General features: G+C 36.6%; 17 protein-coding genes and 1 pseudogene. 5 read left to right on the top strand and 13 right to left on the bottom strand.

The window, feature by feature from the left end; all coding sequences use genetic code 11:
* Positions 1–57: 57 nt before the first annotated feature.
* The 3 genes from AVFI_RS16110 to AVFI_RS16100 all read right to left on the bottom strand — a co-directional run bounded on the left by AVFI_RS16110 (position 58) and on the right by AVFI_RS16100 (position 3,634).
* Positions 58–1,935 (bottom strand): methyl-accepting chemotaxis protein, encoded by a 1,878-nt coding sequence (locus AVFI_RS16110; protein ID WP_188863784.1) that lies wholly within the window; start codon positions 1,933–1,935, stop codon positions 58–60.
* Between the two features lie 107 nt (positions 1,936–2,042).
* Positions 2,043–2,762: a DUF4344 domain-containing metallopeptidase gene (locus AVFI_RS16105; RefSeq protein ID WP_188863783.1), complete on the bottom strand. Its 720-nt coding sequence runs from the start codon at positions 2,760–2,762 to the stop codon at positions 2,043–2,045.
* A 116-nt stretch (positions 2,763–2,878) separates the two neighbouring features.
* Entirely contained in the window at positions 2,879–3,634 is a 756-nt protein-coding gene (locus AVFI_RS16100; RefSeq protein WP_252653967.1) for a hypothetical protein, read from the bottom strand.
* A gap of 461 nt (positions 3,635–4,095) precedes the next feature.
* Here AVFI_RS16100 and AVFI_RS16095 point away from each other — a divergent pair, with 461 nt between their 5' ends.
* Positions 4,096–5,073: an anthrax toxin-like adenylyl cyclase domain-containing protein gene (locus tag AVFI_RS16095; RefSeq protein WP_199414909.1), complete on the top strand. Its 978-nt coding sequence runs from the start codon at positions 4,096–4,098 to the stop codon at positions 5,071–5,073.
* Here AVFI_RS16095 and AVFI_RS16090 read toward each other — a convergent pair.
* The 3 genes from AVFI_RS16090 to AVFI_RS16080 form a co-directional block, all read right to left on the bottom strand.
* On the bottom strand, positions 4,987–6,180 hold the full coding sequence (locus AVFI_RS16090; protein ID WP_199414938.1) for an ISL3 family transposase: 1,194 nt from the start codon (positions 6,178–6,180) through the stop codon (positions 4,987–4,989). The two genes, AVFI_RS16095 and AVFI_RS16090, sit on opposite strands and share 87 nt — an antisense overlap.
* Before the next feature lie 67 nt (positions 6,181–6,247).
* Complete coding sequence (locus AVFI_RS16085) at positions 6,248–6,409, bottom strand: hypothetical protein (RefSeq protein ID WP_188863959.1); 162 nt, start codon at positions 6,407–6,409, stop codon at positions 6,248–6,250.
* 164 nt (positions 6,410–6,573) lie between these two features.
* Entirely contained in the window at positions 6,574–7,401 is an 828-nt protein-coding gene (locus AVFI_RS16080) for a CPBP family intramembrane glutamic endopeptidase (RefSeq protein WP_188863956.1), read from the bottom strand.
* Between the two features lie 501 nt (positions 7,402–7,902).
* Here AVFI_RS16080 and AVFI_RS16075 point away from each other — a divergent pair.
* The gene (locus tag AVFI_RS16075) at positions 7,903–8,883 is read left to right on the top strand and encodes a hypothetical protein (protein ID WP_188863957.1); all 981 of its coding nucleotides are present in this window, start codon (positions 7,903–7,905) and stop codon (positions 8,881–8,883) included.
* Between the two features lie 92 nt (positions 8,884–8,975).
* Here AVFI_RS16075 and AVFI_RS16070 read toward each other — a convergent pair whose 3' ends face one another.
* From AVFI_RS16070 to AVFI_RS16055, 4 genes are all read right to left on the bottom strand, one after another.
* Positions 8,976–9,425 (bottom strand): PTS sugar transporter subunit IIA, encoded by a 450-nt coding sequence (locus AVFI_RS16070; RefSeq protein ID WP_054776262.1) that lies wholly within the window; start codon positions 9,423–9,425, stop codon positions 8,976–8,978.
* A complete protein-coding gene (locus AVFI_RS16065; protein ID WP_011263029.1) occupies positions 9,422–10,678 on the bottom strand; it encodes a PTS ascorbate transporter subunit IIC in 1,257 nt (418 codons plus the stop codon). Before AVFI_RS16065 ends, AVFI_RS16070 begins: the two co-directional genes overlap by 4 nt.
* Positions 10,679–10,693: 15 nt before the next feature.
* The gene (locus tag AVFI_RS16060) at positions 10,694–10,963 is read right to left on the bottom strand and encodes a PTS sugar transporter subunit IIB (protein ID WP_005421936.1); all 270 of its coding nucleotides are present in this window, start codon (positions 10,961–10,963) and stop codon (positions 10,694–10,696) included.
* Positions 10,964–11,253: 290 nt separating this feature from the next.
* Positions 11,254–11,724 (bottom strand): hypothetical protein, encoded by a 471-nt coding sequence (locus AVFI_RS16055; protein WP_170620539.1) that lies wholly within the window; start codon positions 11,722–11,724, stop codon positions 11,254–11,256.
* 202 nt (positions 11,725–11,926) lie between these two features.
* On the opposite strand from AVFI_RS16055, the gene AVFI_RS16050 reads away from it, so the two are divergent.
* Entirely contained in the window at positions 11,927–12,634 is a 708-nt protein-coding gene (locus AVFI_RS16050) for a DNA-3-methyladenine glycosylase I (protein WP_005421932.1), read from the top strand.
* Positions 12,635–12,642: 8 nt separating this feature from the next.
* Here AVFI_RS16050 and AVFI_RS16045 read toward each other — a convergent pair whose 3' ends face one another.
* Positions 12,643–12,993 (bottom strand): rhodanese-like domain-containing protein, encoded by a 351-nt coding sequence (locus AVFI_RS16045; RefSeq protein WP_188863958.1) that lies wholly within the window; start codon positions 12,991–12,993, stop codon positions 12,643–12,645.
* A 205-nt stretch (positions 12,994–13,198) separates the two neighbouring features.
* Positions 13,199–14,494 (bottom strand): oligopeptide:H+ symporter, encoded by a 1,296-nt coding sequence (locus tag AVFI_RS16040; protein ID WP_236782108.1) that lies wholly within the window; start codon positions 14,492–14,494, stop codon positions 13,199–13,201.
* 87 nt (positions 14,495–14,581) lie between these two features.
* Here AVFI_RS16040 and AVFI_RS16035 point away from each other — a divergent pair, with 87 nt between their 5' ends.
* Both AVFI_RS16035 and AVFI_RS16030 read left to right on the top strand, forming a co-directional pair.
* On the top strand, positions 14,582–15,775 hold the full coding sequence (locus AVFI_RS16035) for an ISL3 family transposase (protein ID WP_199414938.1): 1,194 nt from the start codon (positions 14,582–14,584) through the stop codon (positions 15,773–15,775).
* Between the two features lie 32 nt (positions 15,776–15,807).
* Positions 15,808–16,152: pseudogene (locus tag AVFI_RS16030) on the top strand (IS66 family transposase); the annotation flags it as partial.
* Between the two features lie 229 nt (positions 16,153–16,381).
* On the opposite strand, the gene AVFI_RS16025 reads toward AVFI_RS16030, so the two are convergent.
* The gene (locus tag AVFI_RS16025; RefSeq protein WP_188863151.1) at positions 16,382–17,548 is read right to left on the bottom strand and encodes an outer membrane beta-barrel protein; all 1,167 of its coding nucleotides are present in this window, start codon (positions 17,546–17,548) and stop codon (positions 16,382–16,384) included.
* Positions 17,549–17,554: the final 6 nt, after the last annotated feature.

Raw genomic sequence — 17,554 nt, 5'->3', positions numbered from 1 at the left:
AAGAAAACGTCCCTTCTATTGCATCACGTCACAGCACAACAATCGAAGGGAAATTCATTACTTCACTTTAAAAAAGTCAAGCTCCACTTTTTGATCTGCAAGTAATTTAAATAGATCGTTTGAAGACAACCTAGTTTGGTTAATAGCTGCAACATTCTTAGCCACAAGGTCGAAAGTATGCGTTGTATTCCTTGATATATCTTCAGTTACATGAAACTGTTCTTGTGAAGCAGTAGCAACTAACGTATTTACATCAGAAATGGACTGTACAGAAGAGACAATATCATCAAATGATTCTTTAACATTTTCAGCTAACTCTACCGATTCTTGAATTAGATTAACATTATCCATCATATTTTTATTCGCTTTTTCGGATTGAGCTTGTAACTTAGTAATCATCTCTTGAATACTCGTGGTTGATTGCTGAGTTTTTGCGGCTAAACTTCTCACTTCATCTGCCACCACAGCAAAACCTCTCCCAGCTTCACCAGCTCTTGCTGCTTCTATTGCCGCATTTAACGCCAATAAATTAGTTTGTTCAGAGATACTATTAATGACATCAGTCACCTCTCCTATATTTAAAGTATCATGCTTCAACATACTGATCATTTGAGCCGTTTCTTGAACTGATTCATTTATATTTACAGTCAATGAAATCGAATCTCTTAACATTTTTTGGCCAGTTTTGACACTTGTTATTGCTTTTTGAGCTTCATCCTCAGCATGCGCAGCATTTGTTGTGACCTCTTTCGAAGTACTAGATAACTCACAAATTGCTGTTGATATCTCTTCAACTTGTTCTAACTCACGTTGTGAATTACTTTCAGCATCAGACATAAATTGCGTTAATTCATTAGAAGAGCGTTTTACATTGTTAGAAATAGAGTGGCTCGTTACGACAATATTTCGTAATTTTTTATTCAACTTAATGACGGAGTTGTAAATACCACAGTCCCTCTTCGAAGAGTCCATTTTTTGTGTTAAATCACCATTTGCTATATTTAGAAGTATTTGAGATATTTTTTCTGGTTCTCCACCTATTGGTTTATAAATAAACACATTAACCATATAAAGGACAGTAAACAAAGAAAGAAAAAGTATAGTAAAAAAAATAACAATCGATTCTTTTAACATTAAATCACTAGGCTCATACACATCACTTTCATAATCGTATATGATAACAGTCCAATCATAACGAAATAAATGTGAAGCGCTAGCAAGAACATAATCAACTAAGTTTTCATCAAAGAATCTTATATAACCACTATCAAATTGAGAATAAATAGGCTCAATATCATTAATATTTTTACCTACATTTAAAGGGTCTTTAGCTGCAACAATATAGCCGTCATTATTAAAAACAAATATTTGATTCTTTTCTGTAAGCGTATCAATAAACTCATTAATCACCGCTCGTTCAACCTCTATTCCTACAACAGCAAAAATCTCATCACCTTTGTATATAGGAGTGACGAAAGCAAAAACATTAATATCATTGCTATTCTTATAAACATCAGTAATTATTTCTCTTTCTCCCGAGAACCCCCTACTATACCACTCTCTTTGCATTTTTTTTGCATTGAAGTTGGGAGTAAATCGTCCATTTTGCTCAAATGTAGAGCCATCCTTAAACCCTATAAATGCACTATCAGTATTATTAACCTTCGCTAAATTATTAAGATAGTTAGCTGTCGTTGTATGATTAAATGAGCCATCATCATGATAAGCAATACCAAAAGAATATAGTGAAGAAAAATAACTATCTAGCTTCTCATCTAAAGCTATCGATATCAGAGTCGCTCGACTCTCAGTAGAGTTTTTAACTGTCTCATTATTAAAGTGATTAAACTCTCTATAACCATTCCATGTTAAAGCAAGAGAAATCAGTAATAATAGCACTAACGTAAAAAGCAATATTTTATTTTTTAATTTCATAAAACCAAACCTAATTAATTGTTGTATTAGCATTCTTCATATCTATATACATTACTAAAAACAACCGCAACATATAAAAAGATATAAATTAACAAGCCACATAACTTTTAATTATTATTAATAATATCAATCCAGTTATATTTTACTTTAAGGTATTTTTCCTTACAATAATTTTTAACTTTCGACAAATTCTGCTCATCAATATCATTAAGTAAGTCTTTATGTTTAATATCGTTACTCCCATAAACTAAACACAACACTGAAAAGTAACGCTGTAAATCTAAACTATGCTCACCTGCAAACTCACCAATATGATAATAATCTGGCTTATAACTAGACTCGAAATAAAACATCTTCGCAGCATTTATCGCCATTGCGTCACCGTTATCGACATAAGTTAATAGCATCATTGTTGCAAAATCATCGACAGCATCTTCTTCTTTACCTAAAACCTTTATATTATATTCTGAAATTATTGCATGCCCTGCTTCATGCAATAAACTATGTAGTAATGTATCTATAGCCCCTCTATCTGGTGATATCTCACTATGTCTTGAAAAATACAACTTGGTTATCTTAAAAAAATCATATGAAATATTAATTGAATTATCTACAGGATCATAAAATACAGCATTAAAACAACCATATCGAACAGTTAAGTTATCTTTAAACGAAAAATAATTGTTAAATAGTGAGTAAAAAATCGAATTCACACTGCTATTTTTAATTTCAGTCGCAATTTCTTTTTCGGTTTCATTTTTTAAATCAGTGTATGTAATCTCGACATTGGAGCTCCTTACATAAGAACTAAAGAATAACAAAATCATAATAAACACTCTCATTATTCGATAATTCCAAGATAAGAATAAATATAATAACAAACGGATATGATAATTATTATGCTCATTAATCCTTTTCCTTATTACATAAACTAAATACTATATTAAATGCGAGGAATTGCCCACTGATCAGCAAGTGTTGGGAGCCTAACTTTATGATCAATAATTGATACCCCATTTAATGATGATTTAAATGGTTCACAATAAAGCTCACCATGAGCATAAGCTTGTCCCGTCATCGTCTGTATTAACAGGTATCCTTGAGCACGACTAGAGTCAGTAATATCGCAGCTAAGATCAAGCTGATTGATATCAGTCCATGTAATAATTCTCAGCTTATGATTAAAAGGATTACTCGTATAATCTAATGGCAAGTTACCATCAGCATCTGTATCAACCATCCAAGGAGAAAAAACCTGCTCTGCATACGCCCCCCCTGTAAAGGCAGAATGCCCATAAAGAACGGAGTTACCATAGCTATTCTTGTTTTCTAATAAAGACTCACCAGTAACTACATTCCAACCACCATTTTGGATAATTGCATCAACTCCAGACATCGAGCTATAGGGGTGTACTCCAGTCTTTGTTTGAACTGTTCTATTCTCGCCAAGATTTACAGAAACAACTTTAAGTGTAGAATCTTGAATATTTAACCACACATGAACCTTTCCTGATGCATCCTCTAGCGTTAAAATACTTTCTACAGTTAAATTTCCCGTCACGCTTTTCCCAACAAGCGTTTGATATTCTGAGTTCTCCCATAAAGAGCCATCCGGATAATAAAATTGCTGCCAACCAGCAGCAAATATGGTATTAGACGTGAATATTGAAGCTAATATCACGATATTTAATAACTTCATCAATTAATCCCTCTTGATCAATACAGAAAATGGTTTATTACTAATAAAAAGTAGTAAAATAATGCCTAGGATATTCAATGTTATCAACCAAATAATTATTAATAACACAACAAAAATAAAAAAGGAACCTACGTTAAAAACACTCTTAATTCAGGCTTTAATTTAATGATAAAGAAAAGTAATTAATGAACTAGATAAAAAAGCGATAGATATGATGCCTGGGTGGCTTGAAATATGTGGTGTTTTTATAGAAGGAACAAATAAAGCGAATGCATTTAAAAAAGACAGTGCGTACTATAAAATATATGCATAATAAAATAAGCCACTTTTAATTTATGAAAATAAACCAATACAACAAAAAAACAACAGCCCCACTCAAAACAAACTTAAATTCAAACAGGTATGACATTACTAACGATTCATTTATTTCCATTTTAAGCAATAGTAATTGCGGAATACCTATGAATCATGTGATTAAATTAGCTCAAATAGCCAAGAAGAATAATGTAATTTTTGGAATAAGGCCTATACATAAAATGCTAAGCACTCTTCTCGAAGAAAATTACCCAACAAAAGGGATAGAGATTAAAGCCAAATCATCAAACTTTGGCCCAATGCTAGGGTTTATTCCCATTAAGCAAGAGCTAAGCAAGCTACAAAAACACATACACCAACCAGAAGGGAAAGAAAAAGTTAAAAAGTTCAACCAACAAGTACAAGAAGCTATTCAGTTTGGTTACGCAACAAAAACTACACTTATTTTAACTAAAAAAAGAATTAATGAACTCGCTGATAATGGCTACATAACTAAACGTTGCTCGTATAACAATAAACTTACACTACAATCTCGCACTTTAACTAATGATATACTTACCTTTGAAGCTCATGAAAGTAGCAAAGGTGATTTTACTCTATATGAAAAAAAACCAGATCAAAGCTTAGAACCTCTCGAAGTATTATCAAACAGTCACACAACACCAAAACCGTTAATTGCAGATTACGACCTACTTCTTATTGCGCCTCATATTAGTGACTATGGCGTTAAAGATTTAACTCGCACAGACTTTAGCAACAATAAATTAACCCTTGAGCATTTAACGAAAAAAAATAACATAAAACAAAAAAGGAAAGGATTTTATACACAAAGAAGCGAGCGATTAAGTGATATTATAAACAATAGCTTAAGAGGGACTGAACACTCAATTATACAACATGGGGAAGATACGCTCAACCCCCAAACAGCCCCCGATGACAACTACCCAGCTATGTTTTTCTTACCCAGAAGCATGGGTGACTTTGGTTCCACAAACGGCAATAATGAGGGAGCGTTTGCAATTATTGAAAAAAAAGGTTCATCGCGGCTTTCCGGGGAAAGCCGCTTTTATCTTCATAAAGAAATAGTCCGTATCTCTGTAGCCATACCCCATTCTTTTGATTAACTTAATTTTGTTATTTATTCCTTCCAGTGTACATGTATTTAATCGATATAAAGACGAACTAACAATTCCGTGAAGGTATGGTTTTAACTTTCGTGCAAAACTGATTAGTGGTTTGATCCCACTCTCATTTACCTGTTGCCACCATACATCCCATAGTTCTATTGCCTGCGTTTCTGAGTCACAATACCAGAGCTCTTTTAATTGCTCTCCTAGCAAATGAGTCACCATTAAATCGTGGTTTACCGAAAGTATTTCATCTAAATAACTCTGTTGATTTACGTCTAGATTGTCTCTATTTTTCAAAAGGATCCAGCGTGAACGCTTAATCCAACGACGAGCTTTTTTGTCTTCTTTGAGTTGATTCGCTTGATCTACCCTAACCCTATCCATTACCTCTCGTCCATATTTGGCTACCACATGAAAAAGATCGTATACAATACGTGCATTAGGGCAATGAGCTTTCACTTCGAGATCGAAAGCTGTATTCATATCCATAGCCACTGCTTCGATATTTTCGGCATGCTTACCAAGCTCTTCAAAGAAAGGCCTGATATCAGTTCGGCTTCTACCTAAACCAATCCAAAGCACTTGATGTGTCTGCGCATCGGCAATCACTGTTGCATATCGATGTCCTTTAAATATGGCAAACTCATCCATCACTAGTTGGCGTAATTTATCCCATGGTATGTCAGGGATAACTCGTTTAAGTCGTTGTTTATCAATATTCTTTATCGTGTGCCAATGTACTCCAGTCAGTTCTGAAATATGTTTAATCGGCAGCAAAGGCAGCAGTTGTTCAATATATTCTATCAATCGATTAGTCAGGCGTGAGTATGGTTTAAGCCAAGATATTGCTTCCGTTTTTGTACCGCATAGCAAACATGTAATGCGCCTAGTCTGAATCAAAAGTTCAACTGGAGTTCCTAATATCATAGCGTCTTTAATAGTTCGCCACTGAGTATCGTGAGTAAATTCAGAGAGTCGCCCGCAAGAGCAGAATGCTGGGGAGTCAGGTTTTAAGGTTATAGAGATTAATGAATCAGTTTTATGAGACTTTACGATCTGAAAACCTTTCCAGAAGGATGATAAAAAAGTATTATTTGGCATGAAAACGGCAGTTTGTGAAAAGTTGTGTTTGGCGATGTAACTTTACCACTAACTGCCGTTTTTGTTTTCAATTCCCGCTAATCTGCGATGAACCAAAGTTAATGGCTTGTTGGTCGTAGACGCCTTCGTTTTGCATTTTCATGTTGCTAATGCTGTTCTTTAATACTTCTTGGCTTTTTTCTCTTTCAATGGATTCCATTTGAATTTTGCCAACAGCTTCTACTTTCATATAACCTCAATGAATGATTATCTCTTATATGTGAGACTTTAGATCTAAGCGTGATGGCGGTCAAGATATACTGAATGGGGTTTCGCAAATTATTGGTTTAAGTCAGTAAATAAATGCAAAAGCTCACTCAGTTTCATTTATAAAGGTTATTTAAATTGAGTAAGTTATTTCATTATTGGGTATGTGAAAAACACCAAGTGAATGAAGTTAAACAAGAAGTGGAACGCAACCGCTACCCACAAACGTGAGCTGTAATGAAAAGCTAATCCATAACCCACGCCTGCTAAGGTAGCAAAAACAGCCAAGAGTAAACCACCGCCAATATGGGCTGCACCAAATAGTACACTGGCTACGGCTACCCCTGCTATCCAACCAAATCGTTTACTGAGTGATTGTTGTATAAAACCTCGGAAGAAGGCTTCTTCGGCTACGCAAGTTAGCAATAGATTATTTAATGCAAACAACCACCACCAGTTAGGAATAGTGAACTCTGGTTTTAATGCACCTAATCCCCACGCTAAAGGCAACAAGCTAAAAAGAGGAATCGCGGTATAGATAAGTGCTTTTTTGTTGATGTTGGCTTTACTTCCCAATAGAGCAGGATAAGCGAGTAATAATCCAAATAAGATAAGCGGTTTATCTAAGTTTAAATATAAGGTGAATGGAACGCTTAGTGGGCCGGTAACAACGGCATCCAATACCTTGGCGTTGTTAAAACCGGGGATTAAATGAAGAAATAATGCAATGCACCATAAGAAGATAAATAGGTATGCCCCTAGTTGCCATTTTTTCTTTAAGCTTGGTGTTTTGTAGGCAACAAGCAAACCTGCCGCTATCCCCGCTAGTCCAATCATGTTTAGCCGTTGCTCTATGATGGCACCAATTAAGGTGATACCAAGTAAGGCAAAACTGGCTTTGGTTTGGTTGATAAATGCTAAGATGATAGCCAACGCAAGCGGGATCCAAATCCACATCGAAATATCTAATATCATTACTTTTTCCTTTGAAGTGATGTGACGTCTAACGCGTCTTAAATGTGAAACGAGATTACTTCAATATTGCTGAAAAAAATAGTGAAAAAAGTGCAGATTTGTTAAATAAAAAACCCGCAACAAACCCAATGCCACTCAATTTATTATTAATATACTAAATTATATAAATCAATCATTAATTAAATGTACAATATATTAATAATATTATAGATATCAATATCATTAATCGTTTATTAAGCATTAGATTATTTTACCAATCATTATTAAATTGATTAATTTAAAGTTTTCACAACCATCGTATCTATTAAATCCCCTATCACATTATTAAATAAAAAAGAATGGCGATTTATTGACTTTATAGTTCAAATTTAAAAACTGCTTAAATGTAATGAAGAATTTATATAAGAAAGGTCTAACTCTAGACAAAGACCATAAAAAAACTAAGACTATTATTGATTGCAATCACACTATTATATCTAACAAACAATAAGAAGGTTAAAAATGAAATTATCTGTATTAGCATTATCGACAACGGCTATACTTTCCTCAGCAGTTTATGCAGATCCTATAGTATCCGTGAATTCAAATGAAATTGTGATTAGTACAAAAGCAGGCTCTCCTGTTTACGCACAAATCTTAGATGAAAACAAAGCGGAATTTAATCAAGAGCTGTCTTACTTACCGAATGGTTATATCAACAACTCTACACTCATTACGTGTTCGGCGAGCTGTGTGCTAAATGTAGAGTTAAAAGAAGGGGTTAATGACGCTCTTGTTAAAGTATCTGCTCCATCAAGTGGAGAGACGATACTTGATATAAAAAATGATGATTCAGGTACAGAAAACCCTGACTCTCTTTGGAAAGAGACGTTTGACCATGTAATGACAGAATACAATCTAGACGCAAATGGTCAAGCTTCATTATTGCCAAATTACCCAGCGAACTTTGTTTCAAGCTTCTATCTACCAGGAACTGTAACGGTTCAAGATATTACGGATCAATCTCCGACCTCAAGTTTTCCTAATCAATACATTCCAGAAAACGGTCAATCATCAGATATTTTACATGGTGGCGATGGTGATGATTCATCGAATGTTGCCATTATTATTCCGGTATCAGGAAGCCAAAATATGTCAACTATTACAAGCTTCTCGTTATCAGATTCTTTATATCAACCTTATTTAGAAAATAATCAAAATTACCGTTTAAATTTTGATGCAATGCGTTCAAATATTAAAATTTCTAAGGCTGATGATACGCTATCAACATTATCTGTCGTAAAAAATGGTGATCATGTAGTTTGTTCTCAAAATATATCGAACATTACTTCATGGCAATCAATGAACTCATGTGATTTTAAATACCAAGAAGGTGATGTTATTGGATTTAAAATTTCTTATCCTGAGCTAAAAAGCAGTCCAAATGTAACTAAATCAGCATATGGTCTTATTGTGGATAATATTGAGATTTCATCTTTGTAATTTTTTATAGCATCAAGGAACTCAATTTAAAAGAAACTTGATGAGTTAGAAATTGAATTCCTAACTCATCAATAGATTACTAGAGGGGGGATCTAGTATTTTTTTAGGATATCTTTAATGTCTGATTCCGTTTCTGCTTGGATAATTGCATCCACATCATCTTCATTTTGGAATAACTCTGAAAGTGCCATAATCGTATGAATGTGGCTATCAGAATCCATCGCCGCAAGAGTGACAGAGAAGTACACGTCACCATTATCTTCTGACTCTAAATCAACACCATTTTTAAATACCGTGATTTGTAGTGCAGCTTCGTTTACACCATCTTCTGGTCTTGCGTGTGGCATTGCGATTTTAGGAGCCAGAACATAATAAGCACCGATTTCTTTATGCTTTTGTTTAATGGCTTCTAGGTAGCTTGTTTCTACTTTTCCATTTTTAATCAGTAGTGAACAAGTTAAATCTAATGCTGCATCCAGTGTTAGCTCTTTTTCTGTAGTAATAACAATGCCGTCGTTACCAATTAAATCTAATAAACTCATGACACAATCCATCCAAGAACAAGACCAACAACACCAAAGTCAAAATCAGCAAATGTTGTTGCTTCTAGACCTAGGCCACCAAGTACTGGAAGCAGTAGCATTGGTAAAAATGAGATACATAGGCCTTGAGTAAATGCGCCTAGTACCGCACCACGTAAACCACCCGTTGCGTTACCGTATACGCCTGCTGCACCACCTACGAAGAAGTGAGGAACAACACCCGCAACAATAATTGTCCAACCAAATGCACCTTGAATACCCATTGCAACTAGACCTGCTGTGAATGAGCTTAAGAAACCGATTAATACTGCGTTAGGTGCCACTGGGAATACCATTGGACAGTCTAGCGCTGGTTTTGCACCTGGTACTAAAGTGTCTGAAATACCTTTAAATGCAGGAACGATTTCAGCAATCAGCATTTTTACACCTTGCAGTACGATGTATACACCACCAGCAAACGTTAATGACTGCATGAAAGTAAATACAACCCAGTTTTGACCGCCAGAGACACTTTCTACAAACTCACCGCCTGCAAATACAGAAGCAAGCAAGAAGAACAGAAGCATGGTAGTTGCTACGGCTACAGGAGTATCACGTAGGAACATTAAGCTTTTTGGTACATTAATGTCTTCTGTTGATTTTGATGTGTCACCAAACTTGCTACCAATATAACCTGAAATCACATAAGACAAGGTTGAGAAGTGACCCATTGCCAACTGATCGGTACCCATTACTTTTTCAGTATATTTTTGGGCAATAGCAGGCATGATAACCATTAATGAACCAACAATAACTGAACCTAGCGCCACTAATGTTGTGCCTGTAATATCTGCTGTCGATAAAATTACCGCGACAAGCATAGACATAAACATGGTGTGGTGACCCGTTAAAAAGATATATTTTAAAGGAGTGAAACGAGCTAATAATATATTTACGATGAACGCAAAGAACATAATTAATGCCATTTCATAACCAAACGCTTCTTGTGCTAATGCCACAATCGCTTCGTTATTTGGAATAACACCACTTACACCAAAAGCTTCTGTAAATACCGCAGAGAAATTATTTAATGCGCCAACCAATGCGCCTGCACCAAAACCAAGAATTAAGAATCCCATTACGGTTTTAATTGTGCCTTTTAGAATGGTTGATATATCTGATTTTTGGGCAACAAGACCAATAAATGCAATTAAACCAACCATGATTGCTGGCTCTTTTAATAAGCCGAGCATGAACTCAAAGAAATTTGCCATAATAGCGACCTTAGCTTAGATGAATGTTTTTAATTGCGCTTCAATTGATGCTTTATCAAAGATATTGGCAAGACTTACGATGTTTTGTTTACCAGCCTCTTCAAGTTGAGTCGCTACGTCTGTCGCTGCCACCCAAATATCAGCATTGCTTGATGCTGCTGATGATAAATCTTCATGATCAATATCAGCTTCTAAACCAATTTTCTTTGCCACTTCTTTTACTGCCATTTCCATCATTAAAGAAGTGCCTAAACCGTTTCCACATACAACTAAGATCTTTTTCATTTTATATACTCTCTGTAGGGTTGCAGGAACTAAATAATAAGCTCCCGAGTTATTATGTAATGAATCTTAAAGAGTAAATTGGAGATTTAAATAGATCTAAATCACAAAGTCAAAATGAGATTGTGACGCAGATCTACTTAATACAGTCTTATTGATAGGGATGTTTCTTAATTTATTTTTTAGGGTTTTATTATATTTGAAGAGTGTGATCTAGATTGGAATTTATATTTTAATTAAGGTCGTAATTATTTAGCGTTTATTTTCTCATTATTTTATTTTGAATAAATCTATTATTTACCGTAATCAGTAAGCATTTTTTTCAATAAATTATTCACGTCCTTGGTTTTTTTATTTCTCTTAGTTAATGCACTTAACGAAGTTGGTAATTCAGGTTCTTCTTTTGTGCTTGTTGGCTCTTCGGCTTTGGTTTTCATTTTTTGAACCGCAGGCAGTAGCATACGTACTTCTTCACCACTTTCTGTAGTAAGTAATACGATATTTTCAGATTCAACTTGAACAATGGTTAATATGCCGTGTTTTACAGATTCAACCTTCTCTCCCACCATGATAGATTCTGGTGGTACTGATCGGTCTGCCAATTGGCCGCTTCTTAACTTAGCTGCACTAATTGCACGAATATTACCCGTATTCTCAAAAGCCACAATCACAGTGTGTGTATTGTAGTATTCAATAACGGTGACATAACCGTGTTTTTTTGTTTTAAATCGCGCCCCATTTTGCATATCCAATGGCGCATCCATCTTTTTTGCTAACATTACTTCTTCCTACTTCACTTTACTAAATGCTTTATGTAATACAGATTTTTGCATCATTTAAGTATTCAGTTATTAGTAAGTATATATATTTCATTAATATACATCTATCATTACGCCTCTTTGTTGTGCAGTTCTTACCATTATTGTTACTATCTTAATCTCATTTCACTATTGTCCGGTTTCTATCATGAGCATTGAAAAGTTTGAATCTATTTATGAGCGAGCAGCACTCCGCAAAGGTGGAGCTGCGCAGCTTGAGTTGTTATTAAACAAGCCATTACCTCGTAGTGAATTAGCTAAAATTCCTGATGATCGCTGGTTAGCAGCATTTACAGAGAAGGTCTTTCAGTGTGGTATTTCTTGGAATGTAGTGAGAAAAAAATGGCCGAATTTTGAAGAGGTCTTTTTCCAATTTCGCATTCAACCACTGTTAATGCAACCTGACGAAGTATGGGAAGAAAAAGCACAAGACCCACGCATTATTCGTCATTTGACCAAGGTAAAAACCATTCCTGCGAATGCGATGATGATTTATTCTGCTGGGTTACAGCACGACTCTTTTGGCAACATGGTGGCGAACTGGCCAAGTGAAGACATTACCGGATTATGGGCTTACTTAAAGAAACACGGTCAACGTTTAGGTGGCAATACTGGCGCTTATGCATTACGCCAAATGGGAGTGGATACCTTTATCTTATCTTCTGATGTGGAATCTTACTTACGTAATTATGGCATTATTGATGGTGGTCGAGACACAAAACGTGTGCATCTCGCAGCAAACCAAGCCTTTAATCAATGGAAAGAAGAATCAGGCCGCAGCTTATCTGAGATCAGCCAAGTGATCGCTTATAGCTGCGGTGATAATCGAGTGCTTATTTCAGCATCCGAGCAGTAAAACACTCATTACGGTGTTGGTTTAGTCGATTGCATTTCAACTAGACCACCGCCGTTATACACCTCTTTGAATCCCACTTGCTTTAAGTAATTCATGGCTTTTCCCGAACGTGCGCCACTTCGGCAATACACCACTATCGGGGTGTCTTTATCTATTTTAGCGAACGCTTTATCTACTGTATTTAACGGGTAGTTCGTTGCACCATCTAAATGCCCTTGGCTAAATTCCCCAGGAGTTCGCACATCAATTAATAATGCGCCCTGCTCTACTTGCTCCCACGCTTGTTCACTTCGCTCTGAGCTCCAGCTATTAAAAGAGAACATAGCCAATAGCGCACATAAACCTGCTTTTATTTTCATGTGTTTATCCTTCACAATTCAATTTATGCTAATCCTAATCCAGAGTGGAAGAACTCACCTATCCTATTGTTCAAATTTATAAGCCGAGATCAAAAAAACCAGCCTATTTCTTCTATTATAAGAAGGAATAACACTGGTTTTTTATTATTTCAGCCTAATCATATCAAGCTGATGTAAATCTTAATTATGCGTTTACTGCTTCTGTTTAACCTTCAGATTCACCACGAATAATACGAGTTAACTTAGGCGCAATTAATAGCGTAATAACGGCAACACCTGCAGTTGCATAACCAATCTTACCAAATACATCACTGTAGATAGCCAGTGTTTGGTTCGCGTCAGTTAAGCCTGCTGGTGCAGTTGTTAATGCTGCAACCCAACCTGCGATAACCGCAGCCGTTGCTGATGTTAAGAACCACATACCCATTGCAAAACCCATCATACGTTGTGGTACCAGTTGAGCTACCATCGCAAGACCGAGACCAGACACTAAAAGTTCACCTAGAGATTGGAAAGCGTAACAGATAACCAACCAGTTAGAGCTCATGATGCCATCTTCGTTTGCAAAGTTAGCACCGAACTTTAGAACTAAGAAAGACAATGCACACAGCACCATACCGAAAGCAAACTTGTAAGGCATAGCAAAACGCTCACCTAAGTTTGTGTAAGCCATTGCTAGGATTGGACTCGCAATCATGATCCAGAATGGATTTAATGCTTGGAACTGCTCAGGAGCAACAGAAATACCCAGAATGTTGTGTTCGATATTATGAATCGCAAAGAAGTTTAATGACGTTGGCATTTGGAAATAAAGCACAAAGAATACAACGCCTTGCAGCATTAATACGAACGCTACCAGCATTTTTGCACGCTCTAAACCAGAGATTTTAAACGCTTCTCTCATGTAAAGTGCAACAATCGCAATACCAACCACAACTAAAATTGCGTGAGCGTAAAACAAGTTTTGCAGTAATACTGAACATAAGAAACTAAGAGCAACGGTTGCTGCAACAACACCTAAATAATGTGTTTTATTTACTGCGATAAGATCCGGTTCTGAGCCAACACCTTTTACCATACGAGAACACATAACGAAATTAAGAACAGTGATGATCAGACCAACCGCACTCACACTAAATGCCATGCCATAGCCAAACTGGTTCGCAATCCAAGGCGTTAACAGCATAGAGAAGAATGAACCAAGGTTAATCGCCATGTAGTACATTGTGAATGCACCATCTAAACGGTTATCGTCTTGATCATAAACTTTAGCTAATAGACTTGATGGGTTCGCTTTAAATAGACCATTACCCATAGTAATAAAGCCCATTGCGACATAAATTAGACCAGAACCACCAATATTACCCGCCGATGCCGACACACCTAATAGTGCGTAACCAATGGTCAATATCAAGGCACCTAAAGTGATGGTTCGTTTGGTACCAATGACTTTATCACCAACCCAGCCACCGATAGCAACTGAGCCAAAAATAAGGTTCATCGCAGATTAGCGGGAATTGAAAACAAAAACGGCAGTTAGTGGTAAAGTTACATCGCCAAACACAACTTTTCACAAACTGCCGTTTTCATGCCAAATAATACTTTTTTATCATCCTTCTGGAAAGGTTTTCAGATCGTAAAGTCTCATAAAACTGATTCATTAATCTCTATAACCTTAAAACCTGACTCCCCAGCATTCTGCTCTTGCGGGCGACTCTCTGAATTTACTCACGATACTCAGTGGCGAACTATTAAAGACGCTATGATATTAGGAACTCCAGTTGAACTTTTGATTCAGACTAGGCGCATTACATGTTTGCTATGCGGTACAAAAACGGAAGCAATATCTTGGCTTAAACCATACTCACGCCTGACTAATCGATTGATAGAATATATTGAACAACTGCTGCCTTTGCTGCCGATTAAACATATTTCAGAACTGACTGGAGTACATTGGCACACGATAAAGAATATTGATAAACAACGACTTAAACGAGTTATCCCTGACATACCATGGGATAAATTACGCCAACTAGTGATGGATGAGTTTGCCATATTTAAAGGACATCGATATGCAACAGTGATTGCCGATGCGCAGACACATCAAGTGCTTTGGATTGGTTTAGGTAGAAGCCGAACTGATATCAGGCCTTTCTTTGAAGAGCTTGGTAAGCATGCCGAAAATATCGAAGCAGTGGCTATGGATATGAATACAGCTTTCGATCTCGAAGTGAAAGCTCATTGCCCTAATGCACGTATTGTATACGATCTTTTTCATGTGGTAGCCAAATATGGACGAGAGGTAATGGATAGGGTTAGGGTAGATCAAGCGAATCAACTCAAAGAAGACAAAAAAGCTCGTCGTTGGATTAAGCGTTCACGCTGGATCCTTTTGAAAAATAGAGACAATCTAGACGTAAATCAACAGAGTTATTTAGATGAAATACTTTCGGTAAACCACGATTTAATGGTGACTCATTTGCTAGGAGAGCAATTAAAAGAGCTCTGGTATTGTGACTCAGAAACGCAGGCAATAGAACTATGGGATGTATGGTGGCAACAGGTAAATGAGAGTGGGATCAAACCACTAATCAGTTTTGCACGAAAGTTAAAACCATACCTTCACGGAATTGTTAGTTCGTCTTTATATCGATTAAATACATGTACACTGGAAGGAATAAATAACAAAATTAAGTTAATCAAAAGAATGGGGTATGGCTACAGAGATACGGACTATTTCTTTATGAAGATAAAAGCGGCTTTCCCCGGAAAGCCGCGATGAACCAATTTAAAGCGTGGCTTGATGTTCAAAATGTCTTACCAAAAGGGGCATTAGGTAAAGCTATCGCCTACACTCAAAAACAATGGCCTAAATTACTCACCTATCTTGAGGATGGTGATATTAGTATCGATAATAATGTCACAGAAAGAGACATTAGGCCGTTTACCACAGGTAGAAAAAACTGGATGTTCTCGACTTCTGTCGAGGGTGCGAAGGCGAGTGCTAACTTGTATAGCTTGGTAATGACATGCCGCGCTAATGACATTAACCCGTATTATTACTTCCAGTATTTATTTACGGAGTTACCTAAACGTGATCCAGCTGATGATATGTCGGATCTTATGCCGTGGCTTGTTGAAATGAGTGATGCAGAGTAAAGCATCACTAGTTCATTAAGCGCTTACTTTTCGCTGCGTACGATATAGCGAGCAGCGCATCTGCCCTCTACTTATCGTGGTGTTGCCGCTTAGCTGGCCCCATAAGGCTAGCTAAGCATGAGGAGAAATTAATTAAAAACACATAAAAAAGACCAAGTACTATGAACTTAGTACTTGGTCTTCGTTAAAACGGACTCTCTATCTATACGAACAAAGGATTCCTTATCATTTATTTAATACAATCATCACAGGTTATCACCAAATCAACTCGACGGTCTTTGGGGTTATTGACTCCTGTCGCGCTCGTTTCGCCCATCCCTTTCACCGTGATACGATCATTTGCGACACCTTGCTTTTGCAGTTCTTTTGATATCGTTTGAGCGCGTTTCTCTGATATCCATAAGTTATATTTTGCACTGCCACTGCTGTCTGTATGACCAACGACATAGACTTTAGATTGTGGGAACTGCTCCATTAACTCATTGACTTCACTTAAGTCTTTTTGCAATTTTTGCTTGTCTTCTTTGGCAAGAACACTACTACCACTGTTAAATCTTGCGGTGATTTTTTTCGATTCGAGAACTTTAACGTCTTCATTCAATTGATTCGCCTTTTTTAACGCTTGTTCTGCTTGCAGGCGCTTTTTCTTTTCGGCTTCAATTTGACGCTTTAATTTTGCCTCATTTGCTTTGCTTTGCTCTTGTGCTTTTTCTGCCTGGCGCTGTAACTCTGCTTCACGCGCTTGACGTTGTCGCTCGGCTTCTTCCGCTTTACGCTGCTGCTCTGCCAATGCCGTATTTTTTTGCTTTGGCTTACCTGTAAACTGGTATTTCAAACCAAACATCAACGCATGGCTGTCCATTTGACCTGTATTATCATCACCAATACCACTAATATATTGGTAACCGATATTCCCAACCCAATTAGATGTTAATGCATAATCAAAACCCACTTCTAATAGCGGGGAAAAACCATCTGCATTGTCTTCTATCCCCATACTGGTTTTCGTGACATTCCAGCGTGCAAAGCCTAAACGACCATAGCCGCTCCAATTACTTTCATTAAAAAAGTAATTGTATTTAAATGCTGACTCTATTAGCGAATTGGCTACTGCTACATCCTCTACTTCTAACTTGCCTAAAGATTGATAACCAAGATCCCAACTCCAGTTTTTGTTAATTTGATAACCTCCAAAAAAACCATACCCAAAAGAAGAAGGGGCATCATCTGAATTATTATCTACAGATTGTTGATAACCGCTTTTTGCACCAATAAAGAAACCACTTTCAAATGCTGATTTCTCATTTTTTAAAGGTTCTTCTGCTTTCGCTATATTTGCTTGACTTAACAAAGCGCACAGTATACTCAGAGAGATCTGTTTTTTTTTCATCATCATTTTATT

The organism is Aliivibrio fischeri ATCC 7744 = JCM 18803 = DSM 507, assembly GCF_023983475.1.
In the GTDB taxonomy this organism is placed as follows: domain Bacteria; phylum Pseudomonadota; class Gammaproteobacteria; order Enterobacterales; family Vibrionaceae; genus Aliivibrio; species Aliivibrio fischeri.
The sequence above is the reverse complement of the archived record's forward strand: the minus strand, read 5'-3'. Positions and strand labels throughout refer to the sequence as shown.

Excerpts from the sequence above, each read along its gene's own strand:
- AVFI_RS16040 (WP_236782108.1), bottom strand. The coding sequence starts at position 14,494 with ATGAACCTTATTTTTGGCTCAGTTGCTATCGGTGGCTGGGTTGGTGAT.
- AVFI_RS16065 (WP_011263029.1), bottom strand. The coding sequence starts at position 10,678 with ATGGCAAATTTCTTTGAGTTCATGCTCGGCTTATTAAAAGAGCCAGCA.
- AVFI_RS16085 (WP_188863959.1), bottom strand. The coding sequence starts at position 6,409 with ATGAAAGTAGAAGCTGTTGGCAAAATTCAAATGGAATCCATTGAAAGA.
- AVFI_RS16105 (WP_188863783.1), bottom strand. The coding sequence starts at position 2,762 with ATGATTTTGTTATTCTTTAGTTCTTATGTAAGGAGCTCCAATGTCGAG.
- AVFI_RS16055 (WP_170620539.1), bottom strand. The coding sequence starts at position 11,724 with ATGGATGCGCCATTGGATATGCAAAATGGGGCGCGATTTAAAACAAAA.
- AVFI_RS16110 (WP_188863784.1), bottom strand. The coding sequence starts at position 1,935 with ATGAAATTAAAAAATAAAATATTGCTTTTTACGTTAGTGCTATTATTA.
- AVFI_RS16050 (WP_005421932.1), top strand. The coding sequence starts at position 11,927 with ATGAGCATTGAAAAGTTTGAATCTATTTATGAGCGAGCAGCACTCCGC.
- AVFI_RS16095 (WP_199414909.1), top strand. The coding sequence starts at position 4,096 with ATGAATCATGTGATTAAATTAGCTCAAATAGCCAAGAAGAATAATGTA.
- AVFI_RS16035 (WP_199414938.1), top strand. The coding sequence starts at position 14,582 with ATGCCAAATAATACTTTTTTATCATCCTTCTGGAAAGGTTTTCAGATC.
- AVFI_RS16025 (WP_188863151.1), bottom strand. The coding sequence starts at position 17,548 with ATGATGATGAAAAAAAAACAGATCTCTCTGAGTATACTGTGCGCTTTG.
- AVFI_RS16070 (WP_054776262.1), bottom strand. The coding sequence starts at position 9,425 with ATGAGTTTATTAGATTTAATTGGTAACGACGGCATTGTTATTACTACA.
- AVFI_RS16100 (WP_252653967.1), bottom strand. The coding sequence starts at position 3,634 with ATGAAGTTATTAAATATCGTGATATTAGCTTCAATATTCACGTCTAAT.
- AVFI_RS16075 (WP_188863957.1), top strand. The coding sequence starts at position 7,903 with ATGAAATTATCTGTATTAGCATTATCGACAACGGCTATACTTTCCTCA.
- AVFI_RS16060 (WP_005421936.1), bottom strand. The coding sequence starts at position 10,963 with ATGAAAAAGATCTTAGTTGTATGTGGAAACGGTTTAGGCACTTCTTTA.
- AVFI_RS16090 (WP_199414938.1), bottom strand. The coding sequence starts at position 6,180 with ATGCCAAATAATACTTTTTTATCATCCTTCTGGAAAGGTTTTCAGATC.
- AVFI_RS16045 (WP_188863958.1), bottom strand. The coding sequence starts at position 12,993 with ATGAAAATAAAAGCAGGTTTATGTGCGCTATTGGCTATGTTCTCTTTT.
- AVFI_RS16080 (WP_188863956.1), bottom strand. The coding sequence starts at position 7,401 with ATGATATTAGATATTTCGATGTGGATTTGGATCCCGCTTGCGTTGGCT.